This window comes from Flavobacterium helocola, from assembly GCF_038289885.1.
Taxonomy (GTDB): Bacteria; Bacteroidota; Bacteroidia; order Flavobacteriales; family Flavobacteriaceae; genus Flavobacterium; species Flavobacterium cheniae.
In genome coordinates this window covers 344672-363342 of record NZ_JBBYHT010000001.1, presented here as the reverse complement: position 1 = coordinate 363342, position 18671 = coordinate 344672, and the positions used below count along the sequence as shown (strand labels likewise).

Annotated in this window: 18 protein-coding genes; 8 read left to right on the top strand and 10 right to left on the bottom strand. The window is 32.9% G+C overall.

The features are described from left to right. Positions 1-109 precede the first annotated feature (109 nt). Both AAEO58_RS01720 and AAEO58_RS01715 read left to right on the top strand, forming a co-directional pair. Positions 110-532 (top strand): SPFH domain-containing protein, encoded by a 423-nt coding sequence (locus AAEO58_RS01720; RefSeq protein WP_341681406.1) that lies wholly within the window; start codon positions 110-112, stop codon positions 530-532. Positions 533-634: 102 nt separating this feature from the next. After that, positions 635-1336, top strand: a complete 702-nt coding sequence (locus AAEO58_RS01715) for a zinc metallopeptidase (RefSeq protein WP_341681404.1) — start codon at positions 635-637, stop codon at positions 1334-1336. A 62-nt stretch (positions 1337-1398) separates the two neighbouring features. On the opposite strand, the gene AAEO58_RS01710 is transcribed toward AAEO58_RS01715, so the two are convergent. Together AAEO58_RS01710 and AAEO58_RS01705 are read right to left on the bottom strand one after the other, a co-directional pair. Then, positions 1399-1869, bottom strand: a complete 471-nt coding sequence (locus tag AAEO58_RS01710; RefSeq protein WP_153201224.1) for an Lrp/AsnC family transcriptional regulator — start codon at positions 1867-1869, stop codon at positions 1399-1401. A gap of 102 nt (positions 1870-1971) precedes the next feature. After that, positions 1972-3342: a saccharopine dehydrogenase family protein gene (locus AAEO58_RS01705; protein WP_341681398.1), complete on the bottom strand. Its 1371-nt coding sequence runs from the start codon at positions 3340-3342 to the stop codon at positions 1972-1974. A 124-nt stretch (positions 3343-3466) separates the two neighbouring features. Here AAEO58_RS01705 and AAEO58_RS01700 point away from each other — a divergent pair, with 124 nt between their 5' ends. Together AAEO58_RS01700 and pckA are read left to right on the top strand one after the other, a co-directional pair. Next, positions 3467-3853 carry a DUF423 domain-containing protein gene (locus tag AAEO58_RS01700; RefSeq protein WP_133608622.1) on the top strand — a complete coding sequence of 129 codons (387 nt, stop codon included), beginning with the start codon at positions 3467-3469 and terminating at the stop codon, positions 3851-3853. A gap of 71 nt (positions 3854-3924) precedes the next feature. Continuing rightward, a complete protein-coding gene (gene pckA / locus AAEO58_RS01695) occupies positions 3925-5550 on the top strand; it encodes a phosphoenolpyruvate carboxykinase (ATP) (RefSeq protein ID WP_341681397.1) in 1626 nt (541 codons plus the stop codon). A 116-nt stretch (positions 5551-5666) separates the two neighbouring features. Here the strand turns inward: pckA and AAEO58_RS01690 are convergent, their stop codons facing one another. Both AAEO58_RS01690 and AAEO58_RS01685 read right to left on the bottom strand, forming a co-directional pair. Then, entirely contained in the window at positions 5667-6416 is a 750-nt protein-coding gene (locus AAEO58_RS01690) for a uroporphyrinogen-III synthase (protein ID WP_341682347.1), read from the bottom strand. A gap of 17 nt (positions 6417-6433) precedes the next feature. After that, positions 6434-7099, bottom strand: coding sequence for a DUF4271 domain-containing protein (locus tag AAEO58_RS01685; RefSeq protein WP_291138979.1), 666 nt, complete (start codon positions 7097-7099; stop codon positions 6434-6436). 106 nt (positions 7100-7205) lie between these two features. Here AAEO58_RS01685 and AAEO58_RS01680 point away from each other — a divergent pair, with 106 nt between their 5' ends. Genes AAEO58_RS01680 through AAEO58_RS01670 form a run of 3 tightly spaced genes read left to right on the top strand, consistent with a single transcriptional unit; the run spans position 7206 to position 9654 of the window. Further along, positions 7206-7928, top strand: a complete 723-nt coding sequence (locus AAEO58_RS01680) for a polyprenol monophosphomannose synthase (RefSeq protein ID WP_341681395.1) — start codon at positions 7206-7208, stop codon at positions 7926-7928. Next, positions 7928-9274, top strand: coding sequence for a dihydroorotase (locus AAEO58_RS01675; protein WP_341681393.1), 1347 nt, complete (start codon positions 7928-7930; stop codon positions 9272-9274). The genes AAEO58_RS01680 and AAEO58_RS01675 overlap by 1 nt, the downstream gene beginning before the upstream one ends. Further along, positions 9274-9654 carry a DUF4296 domain-containing protein gene (locus tag AAEO58_RS01670; RefSeq protein ID WP_341681392.1) on the top strand — a complete coding sequence of 127 codons (381 nt, stop codon included), beginning with the start codon at positions 9274-9276 and terminating at the stop codon, positions 9652-9654. The genes AAEO58_RS01675 and AAEO58_RS01670 overlap by 1 nt, the downstream gene beginning before the upstream one ends. On the opposite strand, the gene AAEO58_RS01665 is transcribed toward AAEO58_RS01670, so the two are convergent. Beyond that, positions 9620-10627, bottom strand: coding sequence for an NAD-dependent epimerase/dehydratase family protein (locus AAEO58_RS01665; RefSeq protein WP_341681391.1), 1008 nt, complete (start codon positions 10625-10627; stop codon positions 9620-9622). The genes AAEO58_RS01670 and AAEO58_RS01665 overlap by 35 nt on opposite strands. 102 nt (positions 10628-10729) lie before the next feature. On the opposite strand from AAEO58_RS01665, the gene tyrS reads away from it, so the two are divergent. Beyond that, entirely contained in the window at positions 10730-12019 is a 1290-nt protein-coding gene (gene tyrS, locus AAEO58_RS01660) for a tyrosine--tRNA ligase (protein WP_341681389.1), read from the top strand. Here the strand turns inward: tyrS and AAEO58_RS01655 are convergent. The 5 genes from AAEO58_RS01655 to AAEO58_RS01635 all read right to left on the bottom strand — a co-directional run bounded on the left by AAEO58_RS01655 (position 12012) and on the right by AAEO58_RS01635 (position 18627). After that, on the bottom strand, positions 12012-12992 hold the full coding sequence (locus AAEO58_RS01655; RefSeq protein WP_341681387.1) for a LuxE/PaaK family acyltransferase: 981 nt from the start codon (positions 12990-12992) through the stop codon (positions 12012-12014). The two genes, tyrS and AAEO58_RS01655, sit on opposite strands and share 8 nt — an antisense overlap. A 102-nt stretch (positions 12993-13094) precedes the next feature. Then, positions 13095-14015, bottom strand: a complete 921-nt coding sequence (locus tag AAEO58_RS01650) for a T9SS type A sorting domain-containing protein (RefSeq protein WP_341681385.1) — start codon at positions 14013-14015, stop codon at positions 13095-13097. Between the two features lie 104 nt (positions 14016-14119). Beyond that, positions 14120-14461, bottom strand: a complete 342-nt coding sequence (locus tag AAEO58_RS01645; RefSeq protein WP_341681384.1) for a T9SS type A sorting domain-containing protein — start codon at positions 14459-14461, stop codon at positions 14120-14122. Between the two features lie 108 nt (positions 14462-14569). After that, the gene (locus AAEO58_RS01640; RefSeq protein ID WP_341681382.1) at positions 14570-15721 is read right to left on the bottom strand and encodes a hypothetical protein; all 1152 of its coding nucleotides are present in this window, start codon (positions 15719-15721) and stop codon (positions 14570-14572) included. Between the two features lie 143 nt (positions 15722-15864). Beyond that, on the bottom strand, positions 15865-18627 hold the full coding sequence (locus tag AAEO58_RS01635; RefSeq protein ID WP_341681380.1) for a TonB-dependent receptor: 2763 nt from the start codon (positions 18625-18627) through the stop codon (positions 15865-15867). Positions 18628-18671: the final 44 nt, after the last annotated feature.

Genomic DNA, 18671 nt, shown 5'->3' with positions numbered 1-18671 from the left:
CAAAATGCTTTAAAGAGTTTTTTATAATCAGCGAATCTGCGGTTTTTTCTTCTCGTTTTTGTAACATTTTTCATTTTTTGCGTATAATAGATAAAATAAAACTATAAAAATGGAAAAAAGAAACATTGGGAAACTAATTGCTGGAGTTGTGGTTGTTGGGTTTGTGTTTATTGCCGCTTTAATGTTTGGATTGCCAAGATATAACGTATGGCAACAAGAAATGGCAGGAAAAGCAGAAATGGCAAAAGCGGAACAAAATCGTAGAATTTTAGTAGAAGAAGCTAAAGCCAAATTAGAAGCCGAAAAATTAAACGCCCAAGCCGAAATTGAACGCGCAAAAGGTATGGCTGAAGCCATGAAATTAGAAAATGGAACGTTAAGCGAAACCTACAACCAATATTTATTCATTAGAACCTTAGAGAAATTAGCCGATAAAGGCGATTTACCACAAATCATCTACGTGCCAACTAACGGAATGGTTCCAGTGATGGATGTTTCGAAAAAATCGCCAGTAAAACAAATGCAAGAGTAATTGTTTTTAGAATTATTTAACTAATGTCAAATTGTCATTTTGTAACTTTGGCTTGTAATTTGTTATTGATTTTAGTAAATTTAGAAATTAAAATTAAAAATTATGTTTGATTTAACTTATATGATATTAATTGGAGCAATAGCTCTAGTAAGTTGGTTAGTGAGTTCTCGTTTGAAGAGCAAGTTTGCGTATTATTCAAAAGTTACTTTACGTAACGGAATGAGTGGTGCCGAAATTGCAGAAAAAATGCTGCAAGACCACGGAATTACTGATGTAAAAGTAATTTCAACACCTGGTCAATTAACCGATCATTACAACCCAGCAAACAAAACAGTTAACTTGTCAGAAGCAGTTTACAATCAAAGAAATGCAGCAGCAGCAGCAGTTGCAGCTCACGAGGTTGGTCACGCGGTGCAACATGCGCATGCGTATCAATGGTTAACGATGCGTTCTAAAATGGTGCCTGTAGTGAACATTTCTTCAAGTATGTCACAATGGTTAATTATGGGAGGTTTGATTTTAGGTTTTGCTTCAAAATCAAGTATAGGTTTTTACGTAGCAGTTGCGGGTTTGATTTTAATGGCAATTGCAACTACTTTTAGTTTTGTAACACTTCCAGTAGAATACGATGCTAGTAACAGAGCTTTGGCTTGGTTAAAAAATAAAAACATGGTGAGTCAGCAAGAATATGCTGGTGCCGAAGATTCATTAAAATGGGCTGCAAGAACTTATGTGGTAGCTGCTTTAGGAGCTTTAGCGTCTTTATTATATTGGGCTTTCCAAATTTTAGGTTCAAGAGACTAAACGAATATTTTATAAAATCAAAATCCGTCAGACGTAAGTTTGACGGATTTTTTATTTTGTACTTATAATTGAATTTGTCTTTCTATTTGCTGTTCCAAAGAAATATAGGTTTCCGTTCGTGAAACACCATCAATAGGTTGGATTTTTTTGTTAAGTAATTGCATCAAATGTTCGTTATCTCTACAAATCAGTTTGATTAAAATACTCCAATTTCCAGTGGTATAATGACATTCTAATACTTCTGGAATCTTCTTCAATTCTTTTACTACTTCTGGATTACTTGAAGCTTTTTCCAAATAAATTCCAATGAAAGCCATTGTGCTGTAACCCAAAACTTTCGTGTCCACAATAAATTTTGAACCCGAAATCACTCCAGCTTGTTCTAGTTTTCTTAGTCGTTGATGAATCGCAGCACCCGAAATTCCAATTTTATTGGCAATCTGTAAAATAGGTTTGCGAGCGTCGTCCATTAAATCACGAAGGATTTCTTTATCGATTCCGTCGATTTCAATTTGTAAGTGATTTATCTTCATTTTCAATTGATTTGAAAGTAAAAATACGAAATCGATTTCAATTGAAATAAAAAAATCCGAAACCAATTACGATTTCGGATTTCTCAAATCTTGAATTAATGATTAATTTGTCACATTCAATGGATTATAACCTAAATAAGGCACTTCCATTTCTTTGAAAATTACGCCATAATCTTCTAATTCTTTTAATATAGGATTGTATACTTCTTTTGTAATTGGTAATTGTACACCCGGAGTAGTAATTTCTTTGTTTAGGATTTTCAATGTAGCAATAGCAACTGGAAGTCCCACTGTTTTTGCCATTGAAGTATAGGTTTGATCATCACCAATGCAAACCATAGTGGCGTCAATTTGTTTTTTCTCGCCGTTTAATTCGTAACCAAATTTATGATACATGACAATCATGTCTTTGTCATTTGGTTCTAACGCCCATTTTTCGGCTAATATCTTTTCTAAAATTTGAGCTGGAGTTGCTTTTACTAATCCCACTTTTTTGTTTGGATTGAATAAATCGATTTCCACTAATTTGTCCCAAATGATGTCATCTTGATCAATTTTTTGTGCATGACGCAATTTGATTTCAACAGTATCGGTTGGATGATATGGCAAGAATGAATTCGTAAATTCTCTGTACGACATGTCTTCCGAGTTATCAATAGTGTATGAATCATCAGTCATACCTAATTGTACTAAAATGTCCCAAGCTCTTGAATAGCCAACTCTTCTGATGGTGCCACGATAACAAGTTAAAGCATCATCTAAACCGTAAACGCTTCTGTATTTTAAAGAATCTCTGTTAGCATATGCTTCAAATCTTCCGTAACCTTCTACTTCTAAAAATTCAGTTCTTCTAAATAATTTTGAATACGGAATGTATTTGTATTTTCCTTCTTGAATGAATTTTGCAGCTCCGCCTTGTCCAGCCAAAACTACATTTCTAGGATTCCAAGTAAATTTGTAATTCCATAAGTTGGTGTCGCTTTCTGGAGCAACTAATCCACCACAGAAAGATTCAAATAAAATAATGTTTCCACCTTTTTCACGAATTTCATCCAATACTTTCATGGCACTCATGTGGTCAATTCCTGGGTCAAGCCCAATTTCGTTCATGAAAACCAAGCCATTTTCTTTAGCAGCAGTATCTAATTCTTGCATCGCTGGGCTGATATAAGAAGCTGTAACCATATGTTTTTTGTAGGTAATACAATCTTTAGCTACTTCTAAATGTAAATGTGCAGGCAACATCGAAACCACAACATCCGCTTTTTGAATTTCTTCTTTTCGTTGCGCCTCATTAAAAATGTCAAAAGCAATGGCTCTGGCATTTTTGTGATTGTTGGTTTTTTGTTTGGCCAATTCTTCCGACAAATCACCTATGGTAACTTGAAGGTTTTGTTCTTCGGAATGGTCTAATAAATATTTTATAAGGGATGAAGCAGAACGACCCGCTCCAATGACTAAAATATGTCTCATTTTTTGGAATTCTAAAAATATCACACGAAGATAGTAAAATGTTATATTTATAAAAACAAATTCTTTATTTATGTCATAATTTAACATAAAAACTTTTGTTATCTTTGGTCTCAAATTTAAAAAAATGGATAAAAGAATACTGTTGGTTGCTGCATTTTTAGGAGTAACAGCAATAATTTTAGGGGCATTTGGAGCTCACGCATTAAAAAAATTACTTTCGGTAGAGCAATTGGCAACATTTGAGGTAGGTGTGCGTTATCAAATGTATCACGCGTTGTTTCTTCTCTTTGTAGGTACTTTTGCTTTTTTAGGAGAGAAAGAACGTTCGATTATTTTTTATTTAACGATAGTAGGTGTTTTGTTTTTTTCAGGGTCTATTTATCTGTTAGCGACAAATACTATTACAAATTTGAAGACTAAATTTCTAGGACCTATAACGCCAATTGGTGGTTTGTTCTTGGTTTCGGCTTGGGGATACTTATTTTATGCTGTTTTATCTAAAAAACAGTGATTAAAAAACGTTATCTAAAATATAATTTATAATTTTGCACTTTATTAAATACACAACATAACAAACTATTTATGGATACGAATGCGCATATTACGAAATCGATTTCGTTAGAAAAGTACGGAATCGTTAATGTATCAGAAATAATATACAATCCTTCATACGACTATTTATATAATGAAGAATTAAATCCAGCTTTAGAAGGATTTGAAAGAGGACAGTTATCTGAACTTGGTGCGGTTAACGTAATGACAGGTGAATTCACTGGGCGTTCTCCTAAAGATAAATACATTGTAAAAGACAGCGTTACAGAAAACACAGTTTGGTGGAATTCTGATAAAGCGGCTAACGATAACAAACCAATTTCTCAAACAACATGGAATGCTTTGAAAGAAACTACGGTAAAGCAGCTTTCTGGAAAAAGATTGTTTGTTGTAGATGCATTTTGTGGTGCTAACGAAGACACGAGATTAAAAGTTCGTTTCATTATGGAAGTAGCATGGCAAGCACATTTTGTAAAAAATATGTTCATCCGTCCAACGGAAGCGGAATTAGAAAACTTTGGTGAGCCAGATTTCATTGTTATGAATGGTTCAAAAACAAGTTTCAAAGATTACGCAGCTCACGGATTAAACTCTGAAGTATATGTAGCGTTCAACTTAACTGAGAAAATCCAATTAATTGGAGGAACTTGGTACGGTGGTGAAATGAAAAAAGGGTTGTTCTCTATGATGAACTATTACTTACCACTACAAGGAATTGCTTCTATGCACTGTTCGGCTAACAAAGGAAAAGATGGCGATGTTGCTGTTTTCTTCGGATTATCTGGAACAGGAAAAACTACTTTATCAACAGATCCAAAACGTGAATTAATCGGAGACGACGAACACGGATGGGATAATGATGGTGTTTTCAACTTTGAAGGTGGATGTTATGCAAAAACAATCGATTTAAGTAAAGAGAACGAACCAGATATCTTCGGAGCTATTAAAAAAGATGCGTTATTAGAAAACGTAACTGTTGATGCCAACGGAAAAATTGATTTCAAAGATGGTTCAGTTACACAAAATACACGTGTTTCTTATCCAATTAACCATATTGAAAATATTGTAAGACCAGTTTCTAAAGCAGGTCACGCTACTAAAGTTATTTTCTTAACGGCAGATGCATTCGGAGTAATGCCTCCGGTTTCTAAATTAACTCCAGAGCAAACAAAATATTACTTCTTGTCAGGATTTACAGCTAAATTAGCTGGAACTGAAAGAGGAGTAACACAACCAGAACCAACATTCTCAGCTTGTTTCGGAAAAGCATTCTTATCTTTACACCCAACAAAATACGGTGAAGAATTAGTTAAGAAAATGGAGCAACACAATGCTACAGCTTACATGGTAAATACAGGTTGGAACGGAACAGGAAAACGTATTTCAATTAAAGATACAAGAGCAATTATCGATGCTATCCTAGATGGTTCTATCGAGAATGCAGAAACTAAAACAGTTCCAGTATTTAATTTTGTAGTACCTACTGCTTTACCAAATGTAGATACTAATATTTTAGATCCAAGAAATACGTATGCTGATGCTGCTGAATGGCAAACGAAAGCAGAAGATTTAGCTTCAAGATTCATCAAAAACTTTGTTCAATATACAGACAACGAAGAAGGAAAATCATTAGTAGCAGCTGGTCCTCAATTGTAATCTAAGAAATTTATATAGAAAAAAGTCCCGAAATTTTCGGGACTTTTTTTTTGACATAAATCAAACAAAAAAACCAAACTCTTTCGAATTTGGTTTTCTATATATTGAAAAAATAATTATTTTCCTTTGTTTGCTTCAGCAATATATTTTTCTAAAGCTCCTGTCATTGAAGGAGTTCCAGGGCTTGGTGCCATAATATCAACTCGTAAACCGTGTTCTAAAGCTTCTTTTTGAGTAGTACTTCCAAAAACAGCAATACGTGTATTGTTTTGTTGGAAATTTGGAAAGTTTTTAAACAAGGATTTAATTCCGGTAGGACTAAAAAAGGCTAAAATATCGTAATACACATCTTTTAAATCCGTTAAATCACTCATCACGGTTCTGTAAAACGTTCCTTGCGTCCAATCTACTTTTAATCCGTCAAGTGTTTGAGGAACATCAGCATTTAATTGGTCAGAAGAAGGTAATAAGAACTTCTCATCTTTATATTTCTTAATAAGTGAAGACATATCAACAAAGTCTTTTTGTCCCACGTATATTTTTCTTTTTCTGTAAACCACATAACGTTGTAAATAAAATGCAACGGCTTCAGATTGACAGAAATATTTTAAATCTTCTGGCACTTTGTAACGCATTTCTTCAGCTACTCTGAAAAAATGATCTACAGAGTTTCTACTCGTTAATATGATGGCAGTATAGTTGTTTAAATCGATTTTTTGAGCGCGAACTTCTTTAGCAGGAACACCTTCTACGTGAATGAATGGTCTGAAATCAATCTTAACTTTCAGTTTATTTTGAAGCTCAAAATAAGGAGAATTTTCTACTTTAGGCTCTGGTTGTGAAACTAATATTGTTTTCACTTTCAAATTTGACATATTTCTCTCTAATTTTTTGTAAACCAATTATAAATAAAATAGTAAGGTGCTATTTCAAGGGTGCAAAGATATAAAATAAAATAAAATATTTTACGTAATAGTAAATTTTGATATAATTTCAGTGCAACCAAGTAAGTAGTGATGTTTATAGTGATTAGGATAATCAATAAAGTCCAAAAGAACCAATCGGCATTTAATGAATTGTAGAATAAAATGATATTAACGGGTAATAAAATGAATCCAAAATAAGCTCTGTAATTCACTTTCAGTAAGTTAAATTGTTCGTTAAATTCTTCAATTTTAAAAGCAGTTGCAATAATCTTCTCAATTAAAAATTTCGAAAGAATAAAAACAGTTAAAAAAGTAAAAACTTGGATGTAAACAATTAAGTCGGTTTTTTCAGCTCTATCAAATTGATTTAATACTAATAAAGTAAAGAATGAAAACGAAATCAGTTGTAGTACAAACATTGAAATGGTAAAACCACTCATTAAGTTACTACTGTCGCGGTAAATTTTGGTGTATTTATCTGAATAAGCCAATCGAACAAACTCATTAAAACGAACCGAAGAGATGGTTTTGTTAATCGCAATTATGGCCACGCAAATAACAAACAAGATGGTTGCCCAGTCTTTGCTTTCAATAATTCTGTCGTGTAATTGAATTGCTAACATATTGGCGCAAAATTACAAAAAATACTGTCATATTCATTATTATAAAATTATTAAGAATTGTCTACTAGAAATAGCTTATTTTTGCACTTAAAATACACGATTTTTTATGGCTCAGGGTGTTGTTGTAATTCCAACTTTTAACGAAATTGAAAATATTGAAGCAATCATAAAGGCTGTTTTTGCTTTGCAAACTCCATTTGATGTTTTAATAGTAGATGACAATTCTCCTGATGGTACAGCTGTAAAAGTAAAAGAAATGCAACAAGAATTCCCTTCACAATTGCATTTGAAAGTGCGAACGAAAAAATCGGGTTTGGGTACAGCTTATGTGGCAGGTTTTAAATGGGCACTTTCTCATGGATATGATTATATTTTTGAAATGGATGCCGATTTTTCTCACAACCCTAATGATTTAGAAAAGTTGTTAGCTGCTTGCGAAAATGGTGCAGATGTTGCTATTGGTTCAAGATATTCAAACGGAGTAAATGTAGTGAATTGGCCTTTAAGTCGAGTTTTACTATCTTATTTTGCTTCCGTTTATGTTAGAATGATTACTGGAATGAAAATTGCTGATGCCACAGCAGGATTCAAATGTTACAGAAGAATAGTTTTAGAAAAAATTAACCTTGACAGAATAAAATTTGTAGGTTATGCGTTTCAAATAGAAATGAAATATCGTGCTTTTGTCAATAAGTTTAAAATTGTAGAAGTTCCGATAATTTTTACAGACCGAACAAAAGGGCAATCTAAAATGAGCGGTGGAATTATTCGAGAAGCTGTAGTAGGAGTGATAATGTTGAGATTACGTAAAATATTTAATAGATTATAATGAGTTGTTTTTTAATTAGAAATGCCAAGATTGTAAACGAAGGAATTGTTTTTGAAGGTGATATATTGATTGAAAATGAATTCATAAAAGAAATCGCTACTCAAATTAGTCCAAAATCGTCCGACTGTGTTATTATTGATGCAGAAGGGAGTTATGTAATGCCAGGAGCTATCGATGACCAAGTACATTTTAGAGAGCCAGGACTTACTCACAAAGGAACTATTGAGACGGAAAGTAAAGCAGCCGTTGCTGGTGGAATTACTTCATTTATTGAACAACCAAATACGGTTCCAAATGCCGTTACTCAAGAACTTTTAGAAGATAAATATCAAATTGCTGCTAAAACATCTTATGCGAATTATTCGTTTATGATGGGAGGTACTAATGATAATTTGGAAGAAGTTTTAAAAACCAATCCAAGGAACGTTGCCGGAATTAAATTGTTTTTAGGTTCTTCTACTGGAAATATGTTGGTGGATAACCCTGAAGTTTTAGAAAAGATTTTTTCATCAACTAAGATGCTGATTGCTGTGCATTGTGAAGATGAAGCTACTATTAAAGCTAATACACAAAAATATAAGGAAGAATACGGAGATGATATTCCGATGAAATACCATCACTTAATTCGAAGTACAGAAGCATGTTATTTGTCGTCTTCAAAGGCAATTGAATTAGCAAAGAAAACTGGTGCGCGTTTACACGTATTTCATTTGTCAACTGCAAAAGAAATGGATTTGTTTACCAATAAAATTCCATTAGAACAAAAGCAAATTACGGCAGAAGTATGTATCCATCATTTATGGTTTACTGATGCTGATTATGATGCCAAAGGTTCTTTAATTAAATGGAATCCTGCTGTAAAAACACAAGCAGATAAAGATGCTTTGTGGAAAGCGTTACTAGATGACAGAATTGATGTTATTGCAACCGATCATGCTCCTCATACTTTAGAAGAAAAATGTAATCCTTATTTGACATGTCCTTCTGGTGGGCCTTTGGTTCAGCATGCTGTTGTGGCTATGTTTGAAGCACATCACCAAGGAAAAATTTCAGTAGAAAAGATTGTAGAAAAAATGTGTCACAATCCGGCTAAAATTTTCAAAATCGAGAAAAGAGGATTTATTAAGGAAGGATATTATGCAGACATTGCAATTGTAAATGCTTATTTACCTTGGAATGTTAAAAAAGAAAATATTATTGCAAAATGTGGTTGGTCTCCGTTTGAAGGCTATAACTTTAAATCACGTGTAACACATACTTTTGTTAACGGAAAATTAGTTTATCATAATGGTAAAGTAAAAGAAGCAAAAGCAGGACAGCGTTTGTTATTTGAAAGAGAAGTGTAATGAAGCAGGTATTATTTTTATTTGTAAGCTTATTTGTGCTTTCTTGTTCTAAGAATCCGGTTCCTAAACCTGATAACTTATTGGACGAGGAAGTAATGGTGAATATCATTTACGATATTTCAATTCTACAAGCAACAGATGGTTCTATGTCATATAAGTTGACAGATCACAATATTAAAATGGATCAATATATTTTCGAAAAATATAAAATTGACAGTATTACTTATCGTGAAAACCAACGTTATTATGCTGCTGACGCAAGAAAATATAAAAAAATCTATAAAAAAGTAATAGAAAGATTTGAGAAAGAAAATCCAGTAAACACTCAGAATATAAATAATGAAACTAGTGTTGGCGGGTATAATAATTCTGTAGAATAGTTTTTAAATATGTTTCTTTTTTCTGAAAAGTAAAATTAAGTTCTTTTTCTATTTTTGAAGTATCAAAAGTAGTTACAGAATGTGATGAAGTCGCAGTGCTTCTAGCTAACTTTCTTTTGCGATTCAATGTTTTTGAAATCAACCAATCAATTCGCCAAGCAATAGAAGTCATTAGTTTGGTTGCTTCTATTGAAGGTTTTTTCAATTTCAATTCTTCTGCGATAAAGTCGAGTAATGCTTTTGTAGAAATATTTTCACCCACTAAAGTATAACGTTCTCCGTTTATTGAACTTTTCATGAGTTGAATCATGCAATTAGTAACATCAGCTACCGAAACAATACCAATAGTACCTTTGGTATAGAACGACAATCCTTTTTTTACCGATTGAATAATCACATCACTACCTTTTTTTGGGAAACCGTATCCAAAAATCACACCCGGATTCACAATTACAACTTCCAAACCTTCTTGATGGCCGCGTAGAACTTCCATTTCGGCGCCATATTTCGTAATGGCATAATCACTATGTAATTCTTCAGGATTCCATTCGGTTTCTTCTGTGATAGAAGTTTCATGTTCTTTTGGATTTCCTAAAGCAGCAATCGAACTTACATGGCAAAGTTTTTTTACATCAAAATCAATGCAACAATTCACCACGTTTGCAGTTCCTTCGATATTGATTTTTCGAAGTTCGTCTTCGTCACTAGGATCAAATGAAATCAAAGCAGCACAATGATACACATGGGTGACTTTTTCAAACGCAATTTCTAACGATGGAATATCATTAATATCACCTTTTACCCAATTGATTTTATCAAAAAGCGAGGTTTGATTATGAAAAGCAAAAACATTCTTTACTTTTTCAATTTGTTTTTCAGAACGAAATAACGCTTTAACTTCCTCATTTTCTTGAAGAAGTTGTACTAACAAATGCGAACCTACTAAACCTGTTGCTCCTGTGACTAAAATCATGATGTAAAAATAGCAAATCTTTTAAAAACGGACTAACTTTTAAACCTTCAAACTTTTAAACTTTTAAACTAAAAACTATCTTTGCTCAAATTATTTAAGAACATGAAAAATTTTATTGAAGAAGTGACTTGGAGAGGAATGCTCCACGACGTAATGCCAGGCACAGAAGAACATTTGATGGAGCAGATGCGTGTGGCGTATGTGGGTATTGATCCAACCGCCGATTCATTGCATATAGGGCATTTAGTTGGAGTTATGTTGTTGAGACATTTTCAATTGAGTGGTCATAAACCGTTAGCGCTTGTAGGTGGAGCAACTGGAATGATTGGTGATCCATCAGGAAAATCTAACGAAAGAAATTTGTTAGACGAAGCTACTTTACGTCACAATCAAGAAGCGATTAAAGCACAATTAGCTCGCTTTTTAGATTTTACTTCTGCGGAACCAAACGCTGCGGAGTTAGTAAACAACTACGATTGGATGAAAGAATTCTCTTTCTTAGATTTCATTCGCGATGTGGGAAAACACATTACAGTGAACTACATGATGGCGAAAGATTCAGTTAAAAAACGTTTGACTGGAGAAACTTCAGAAGGAATGTCGTTTACGGAGTTTACTTACCAATTAGTTCAAGGTTATGACTTTTTACATTTATACCGTGCAAAAAAATGTACGCTACAAATGGGTGGAAGTGACCAATGGGGAAATATTACGACAGGAACAGAATTAGTTCGTAGAATTGAAGCAGGTAAAGCGTATGCATTAACTTGTCCGTTGATTACAAAAGCTGATGGAACAAAATTCGGAAAATCGGAAGGTGGCAATATTTGGTTAGATGCGGAAAGAACTTCGCCTTACAAATTTTACCAATACTGGTTAAATACTTCGGATGTTGATGCGAAAAAATACATTAAGATTTTTACCTTTTTAGACAAAGAAACGATTGAAAAATTAATTGCAGAACATAACGAAGCGCCTCATTTAAGAGCGTTACAAAAACGTTTAGCTGAAGAAATTACTATTATGGTACATTCTGCAGCAGATTTAGAAAATGCTATTGCGGCTTCAAACGCGTTTTTTAGTCCGTCAATGGATGAGTTGAAAAAGTTAGATGAGAAAACGTTTTTAGAAGTGTTTGATGGTGTTCCTCAAGCCGAAATTTTGATGGAAGATTTGAATGCAGGTTTGGATATGATTGCAGCATTAGCAGCAAAAACAAACTTTTTAGCTTCTAATAGTGATGCTCGTAGAGAATTAAAACAAAACTCGATTTCTTTGAATAAAGAGAAAGTAGGAGAAGATAAAATCATTACGAAAGAAGATTTAATCAACAATCAATTCTTGTTATTGCAAAAAGGAAAGAAAAATTATTACGTGATTAAGGTTAAATAACCATCAGGTTACAACCACGAATATCAGAATTGTCAAAACGTCCCAACACTTCGAAAGAATGGTTGGGATATTTTTTGCCCAAATCTTGCGTAGCAATAAACGAACACGAATTGATGTTGGCTAAGTCAATCACATTAATGCCGCCTGTTTTTCCTTCGGAAACATAAGTTAAAGCATCTTCTGTATCGCGAACTAAAATTTGCATCCAAGGAGGACATTCAAAAATGCCGTCGCCCAGTGAATAGGCTTGTGAAAGTAATTCGGTCATGCCATATTCGGAATGAATTTTTGAAACGCCAAATCCGTTGCATAAAATAGTATGGAGTTCTTCGCGAATCATTTCTTTTCGTTTGCCTTTCATGCCGCCGGTTTCCATGATGATAGTGTTCTTTAATTGGAATTTTTGCTTCTCAATTAAATCTAACAAAGCATACGTAACGCCAATCAAAATCACATTCTGACCTGAATTATCTAATTCAATTAGTTTCGAAATCAATTCATCGTAATTATTTAAATAAAACCCAGAATCTTCATGATTACTACTTTGAATTAAATCTTCCACCATGTAAATCAATGATGAACCCTCGCGCTCTAAATAGGATGGGAGCAAGGCTAAAACACAATAATCTTCAATATTTCCATAGAATTCTGAAAAGCCTAAACGATAACTCATTTCGTACCAACTTATATCGGTAACCAAATGTTTGCTGGTTTGTATTCCGGTTGTTCCGCTACTTGTAAACGTTTGCTGAATCTGTTCAGTAGAACTTAAAACGTTATGACTTTTAAAAAACTGAATGGGTAAAAAAGGAATTTCGGTTAATGATTTCACATTGTTTTTGTTTTTCTTCAAGAAGTTACAAAATTGTTGGTACACCAAATTGTTATCGTACTGATGACGAAAAACTTTTAAAGTAATTTTTTCAAATTCTTTTTTAGAGCCAATTTGGAAAATATCTTCTTGTGAAATCATGGTGCAAAAATAGGAAACAATTTTCTCTTAAATAAAAAAGCACCAACTTTCGTTGATGCTTTTCTGGTATTTTGTCATACTGAATTTAGTTCAGCATCCAAATTATTGAATAACTAATTTTCTTGTAGCAGTTTTACCTTCTTCCGTAATTTTTACAATGTAAACTCCAGCGTTTAAACCAGAAACATTTACAGTGTTATTCATTACGTTTGATTTTACAACTTCTTTTCCAACGATGTCAAAAATCTGAACTGACATATCAGCATTTGCTGTTGAAGTTAAATATAATGTATTTCCATTTAATGGATTTGGATACATAGTTAAACCATCGATTGCGTTGAATGATGAAGATGATAAAGTAATTACGTTTCCAGAAATTGCAACATCATCAATACTAAATGTTCCTCCAGTGCCTGTTCCTTCTGCATTCCATCCATAAAATCTAAAAGTTACTGGAGTTGTTAATCCAGTAAAGCTAGGTCCGCTTAATGTGATTGTACTACCGTTATGGCCAGTATTTGTGTCTAATACTCTGAAAAAAACGTTTCCACTTTCAACGGATAATTCTGTGTTTGCAGGATTTATTGAAGCTGGTAAATTAGCTGCAAAACCATCTACACTAGAGCGAACAGAATATGTCCTTACGCCGGTTCCAGATCTTTGTTGTCTAAATGTGATTCCTGTTAAATCATAAGTCGTACCGACATTTGGAGAAACGGTAACTTCGAAATAATGCGATGTGCTTAAAGTTCCTGTGTAAGCAGCATATGTATTGTCTCCGAATAGACCTCCATTTGGTTGATTGTCTAAAGAAAATCTACCGCCAGCGGTAGAATTTAGTGCAGCTGGATTAACGCCTATAAAAGAACCAAAAGTCATACCTGCTGTTGTTGGAACAGGAGTAGGGTCTGTTAAGCCAGTTGAATTTGTTACAGATGCAAAAGTATAAGTCCCTGTAAATGGTCCTTGTGCAAAGGAAGCGCTGGCTAAAGTAATAAATAGTAAAGTGTAAAGTTTTTTCATGTTATATGAATTAAAAATTGAGTACAAAGATAAAAACAAATAAAGTTTTCTGGAAAAATCAGATGTTAACTTTAAATTAATTTTTAGAATAATAAATTAAATAACTAGTTGATAATTAGTTTTCTTGTGGCAGTAGCATCACCTTCTTTTATCTTGATGATATAAACGCCAGCCGAAAGATTACTTACATTTACTTCTTTTGAAGTAATAACCGTCTCCAGTACTTTTTTTCCAAGTACATTAAAAATTTCTACCTTTTTGTCTAATGACGATTTGGTAGTAATGTAAATTTTTCCAGAGTTTACGGGATTTGGGTAAATGGCTAAGCCCTCAATTGTAGGTTCTTGAGTTTTAGTTGCAATAGTAGATTTGTTCTCTTGTGCCTGTAGGCTGAAAGAAAACAAAACCATTAGAAGAAAAATAGTATAAAAGTATTTTTTTTTCATGCGAAACTAATATTGAGTGTAAAGATAACTATTTTTTAATTACAAATACAATGCCAAACAAAAAATCCCTCATGAAGAGGGATTTAATATGTTTTTTATAGTTCTATATTAGAATCCTGTTGTCCAACCAGTTGTCCAGCTTGGAGTGTTTCCGCTATTACCTGCACCTGTATTTGAACCTACTGTTAAATATGTTGTATTTGTTCCAGCATATTCAGAATTTGTTGTAATTGTTGCTCCAAAATAGATAGGATTGAAAGTAATAAATCCGTTATCTACATTTGTATTAGAACTTGGGTCTACAGTAGAAGAGTTAATTTTTAAACCTTTTGTAAAACCATCAATATAAATATTTTGACAATCCCATTTTCCTGAACCTTCTTTCATGAACATTCCGTGTTCTGATCCAGCTAAACTACCTTTAATAATTGTAAAGTTTTTTAATGTTGCATCTGTAGTTGGAGTTGCAGCACCATTATCTCCGTTGTTTGAACCTTCAACACCAGCTTTAGCTACGTCTTTAATGAAAACATTTTCAAGAGTTCCAGAATATCCGTCAGCAAAATCTATTGCATCATCTTCACTGTGTAAAGCAATTAAGTATTTAGCGTTTACATTTCCACCGAAAAATTCAATTCCATCATCACCACTTTTGTAAGCTTGAACATATTCAAAAACAGTTCCACTTCCAACTCCAAATAATGATACTCCATTAAATTCTTTAGTAGCATTAAAAGCCGCTCCAGTATATTCAACTCTTAAATAACGAATAACGCCAGAACTATCAGTGTTTTCAGTACCACCATAAGTTAAATCTCCAACTTCTGAAGTTGCAGTTTGTCCGGTAGATCCACCTTTGTTTGTATTTGCTCTACCACAAATTACCAAACCACCCCAATCTCCAGTAGCTTTAACTGCATTACCACTTGTCATAACAACCGGGTTTGTAGAAGTTCCATTTACATAAAGTAATCCGTCTTGTGCAATTGCAATGTATGATGCAGTTCCACCAGTAGCTTCAATTCTTGTTCCAGCAGGAATAGTTAGAGTTGCTCCACCTCTTACAATAAAAGATCCAGTCAAGTTGTAAACTTGTGTTGCGTCTAAAGTAGCAGATTGTCCACTTAGTAATTCACCTTTAAAATCAGCAGGATTAATAGTTACTGTATTGTTGTTGTTGTCATTTGAATCTTCATCTCTTGAGCAAGAAGTGAAAGTTAAAACAGCTATGGCTAAAGCTGATAATAATAAATTTTTCATTTTTTGTGTTATTTAATTTGTTGTTACAAAGCTATAATTGAATTGTTTTCGGGTGTTTATCTAAATGTTATGAGTTTATTAAATAAACAAAGGTGAATTTTATGTAAAATTCACCTTTTGTTTATTAATTGTTAATTCAATGTTTAGAATGAATATTTCATAGAAAAACTAAAGTTTCTTCCTTTTTTATAAGAGTCAACAACCACATTTTGAATATCTTGTGTTCTTTCGATTGTTGGATCAGTTAAGTTTCTTGCACTAAACCCAAATCCGATATTTTTACTAATATTATATTTTAGAATAAAATCTAAAGTAATTACTTCGCTGTCTACTAAATCACCTTTTCCTGTAACTCCAAGCGCATAAATTCTGTCAGAAAAATAGCCACCTGTTAAAGTTGCTGTTAACGATTTATCATTTTTAAACTCTTTATTAAAACTAATGTCTGAATTTACTAATAAATCTGAAGCACCTGATAATCTTGAATCTTGATTTGTAAACGCAACACTTATTCCAGGATTTTCGTTAATTACTTTTTCAGTATCTAAATCTTGAGTAGTATGTAAGTATGATACATTTATTCCAAATCCTAAGTTGGTTTTCTCACCCGTAGTGTTGTTTTCTCTAGAAATAATGCTTTTTCTCCATTCTCCCTCTATTCCTAATCCGATAGCTCTTTCTCCAGAATTTACCCAAGAAATATCATTTGTTGCAGAAGCTACAGTAACTTGATTAATTGGGTTTTGTATGTATTTTCCAAATCCAGTGAATGATATTACTTCACCATTTTTAGGGAACATTTCCCATTTTAAATCAAAGTTGTAATCGGTTGAGTTATATAAGTTTTCATTTCCAAAATAACTTTGTCCTACCTCTTCAAATAAGAAAGGTGCTCTTTCTTTAAATTGTGGTAAAGTATAAGTTTTACTAGCTGCAATCTTAATGTTTTGTTTTTCGCTTACTTCATATTTTGCTGTTAATGAAGGTAAATACTCCATAGTGTCAGTTAGTTTTTTACCTGTTTTTAATGAAGTACTATAGAAGATATCTTGAATAATAAACTCAGAACGGAAACCTGCAATTACAAATAATTTTGGGGTAAACTGATATTCAATTGCTCCAAAACCAGCAGAAATAATTTGTTGACCATTATAATTTTGTGGATTTAATGCATTTGGATTACTTAAATTACCTCTAAATGTTGAAATGCGGTAATATCCTAAATCAATTCCGTTTTGATTAAAGAAACCATCTATATTATTTAAATCAATAATTGGTAAATTAACATTAGGCTCTAAAATATCAAAATTAAATTGGGTTGCATCAAAATTAATTTCTTTGTAACGAGCGCTATAACCAGCAATAAATTTACCTTTATATGTATCATCTGCTGTTTTTCCAAATTTGTATGATAAAGTAAAGTTTCCAGCAATTTCATCATCTGTCATTTCTTGAAAAAACCTATGATTGTCTGATTGATTTAAATCAGAAACAATTAATGGAGAGTTAGGATTGTTATTGTCTAGCGGAACAAACGTGTTTTGCATTCTGTCTGGAATTACATTTGTCATCATATTATATGAAATTCCCCAATCAAAATTTATACGATTGCTAAGTGTATGATTACCTAATAATTGATTGATAAGTAGAGAGGTTCTTTCGAAAGTTGAACGCGATAAATAACCATTTCCAGGTGCATCAAACACATCAATTATACCTCTAAATTCCTCGTGTTTTTGTGAAGTAGAATTAATGTACATTGAATTCCATTTGATGTTATGATTGCTGTTAATTTTGTAGTTAATATTAGCCATTGCATTTGAGCTAGTATTGTACTCGTACGATTGTCTAAAAAAGTCTCTTGCAGCAATTGCTTGTGTGCTAACACCACCTCTTCTAGCTCCTTCTTTATAATTGTAATTATTGTCGAACGACGCATTTAAAAAGAAACTAAGTTTTCCGTTTGAGCCTACAGAGTAAGAGTCACCACCTCTTAAGTAGAATGCGCTACCTACAGGTGTTGCTCCTTGTTTGTCCCAGCTTGTTGTGAAATTATATCCATTTAAAGGATTGTTTGGAATCGGTTGGTTGCTAAATCCGTGAAAATTTGGACCATCTTGTAAGTAGAACTTATTTTGAGAAATAGCATTTGAATTTACATTCATTCCACTTCCTACTTCAATCATTCCACTTCCTTTGTATGTTTTAGAAACAATATCAACATTGGCTCCAGCAAAATCTCCGTAGTTTTTGTAGTTGAATGTTTTGTCAATTCCAATGTATTCTACAATATCAGTAGAGAAAACATCTAAAGACATGTTTTTTGTTGAAGGGTTGTTTGAAGGTAATGGTAATCCATTCATTGTAGTAGAATTATATCGATCACCTAAACCTCTAACAAAAATATCACTTGAACCTTCTTGTTTAGAAATACCCGAAGTTTTGGCAACTGCTGCAGCAACATCACCAATTCCTTTTTTTGAAATTTCTTCAGCTCCAATACTTTGTTTGATTTCTACAGCTTTTTGTTGTTCTTGTAATAAAGCGCTTTCTTTTTCTTTTGAAACCACTTGGATAATTTCAATATCTGCTAATTGAACTCCACTAGCTTCTAAAGTGTGGTTAATTACTTTTTTCTCATTTGCTTTAATTGTAAATGGAATTTCTTTAGTTTCATATCCTAAGTATCCAATTACTAAAGTGTAATTTCCAGGTTTTAAAGAAATGGAATATTTACCATTTTCATCTGTAGAAGTTCCTTGTTTTGTACCTTTAATTACTATATTAGCAAAAGGTAAAGGTTCGTTGTTAAATTCTTTGTCTAAAATAGTTCCTGTTACAGTTCCATTTTGTGCAAACATTGTAGCTGCAAAGAATAATGACAATAATAAAAAACGTAGTTTCATGTTGTGTTGTTAAATTTTGGTGCAAAGGAACTGCTGAAGTGTTA

Bases quoted from the DNA above. Each gene is read 5' to 3' on its own strand.
- AAEO58_RS01720 (WP_341681406.1), top strand. From the start codon at position 110: ATGGAAAAAAGAAACATTGGGAAACTAATTGCTGGAGTTGTGGTTGTT.
- AAEO58_RS01715 (WP_341681404.1), top strand. From the start codon at position 635: ATGTTTGATTTAACTTATATGATATTAATTGGAGCAATAGCTCTAGTA.
- AAEO58_RS01710 (WP_153201224.1), bottom strand. From the start codon at position 1,869: ATGAAGATAAATCACTTACAAATTGAAATCGACGGAATCGATAAAGAA.
- AAEO58_RS01705 (WP_341681398.1), bottom strand. From the start codon at position 3,342: ATGAGACATATTTTAGTCATTGGAGCGGGTCGTTCTGCTTCATCCCTT.
- AAEO58_RS01700 (WP_133608622.1), top strand. From the start codon at position 3,467: ATGGATAAAAGAATACTGTTGGTTGCTGCATTTTTAGGAGTAACAGCA.
- pckA (WP_341681397.1), top strand. From the start codon at position 3,925: ATGGATACGAATGCGCATATTACGAAATCGATTTCGTTAGAAAAGTAC.
- AAEO58_RS01685 (WP_291138979.1), bottom strand. From the start codon at position 7,099: ATGTTAGCAATTCAATTACACGACAGAATTATTGAAAGCAAAGACTGG.
- AAEO58_RS01680 (WP_341681395.1), top strand. From the start codon at position 7,206: ATGGCTCAGGGTGTTGTTGTAATTCCAACTTTTAACGAAATTGAAAAT.
- AAEO58_RS01675 (WP_341681393.1), top strand. From the start codon at position 7,928: ATGAGTTGTTTTTTAATTAGAAATGCCAAGATTGTAAACGAAGGAATT.
- AAEO58_RS01670 (WP_341681392.1), top strand. From the start codon at position 9,274: ATGAAGCAGGTATTATTTTTATTTGTAAGCTTATTTGTGCTTTCTTGT.
- AAEO58_RS01665 (WP_341681391.1), bottom strand. From the start codon at position 10,627: ATGATTTTAGTCACAGGAGCAACAGGTTTAGTAGGTTCGCATTTGTTA.
- tyrS (WP_341681389.1), top strand. From the start codon at position 10,730: ATGAAAAATTTTATTGAAGAAGTGACTTGGAGAGGAATGCTCCACGAC.
- AAEO58_RS01655 (WP_341681387.1), bottom strand. From the start codon at position 12,992: ATGATTTCACAAGAAGATATTTTCCAAATTGGCTCTAAAAAAGAATTT.
- AAEO58_RS01650 (WP_341681385.1), bottom strand. From the start codon at position 14,015: ATGAAAAAACTTTACACTTTACTATTTATTACTTTAGCCAGCGCTTCC.
- AAEO58_RS01645 (WP_341681384.1), bottom strand. From the start codon at position 14,461: ATGAAAAAAAAATACTTTTATACTATTTTTCTTCTAATGGTTTTGTTT.
- AAEO58_RS01640 (WP_341681382.1), bottom strand. From the start codon at position 15,721: ATGAAAAATTTATTATTATCAGCTTTAGCCATAGCTGTTTTAACTTTC.
- AAEO58_RS01635 (WP_341681380.1), bottom strand. From the start codon at position 18,627: ATGAAACTACGTTTTTTATTATTGTCATTATTCTTTGCAGCTACAATG.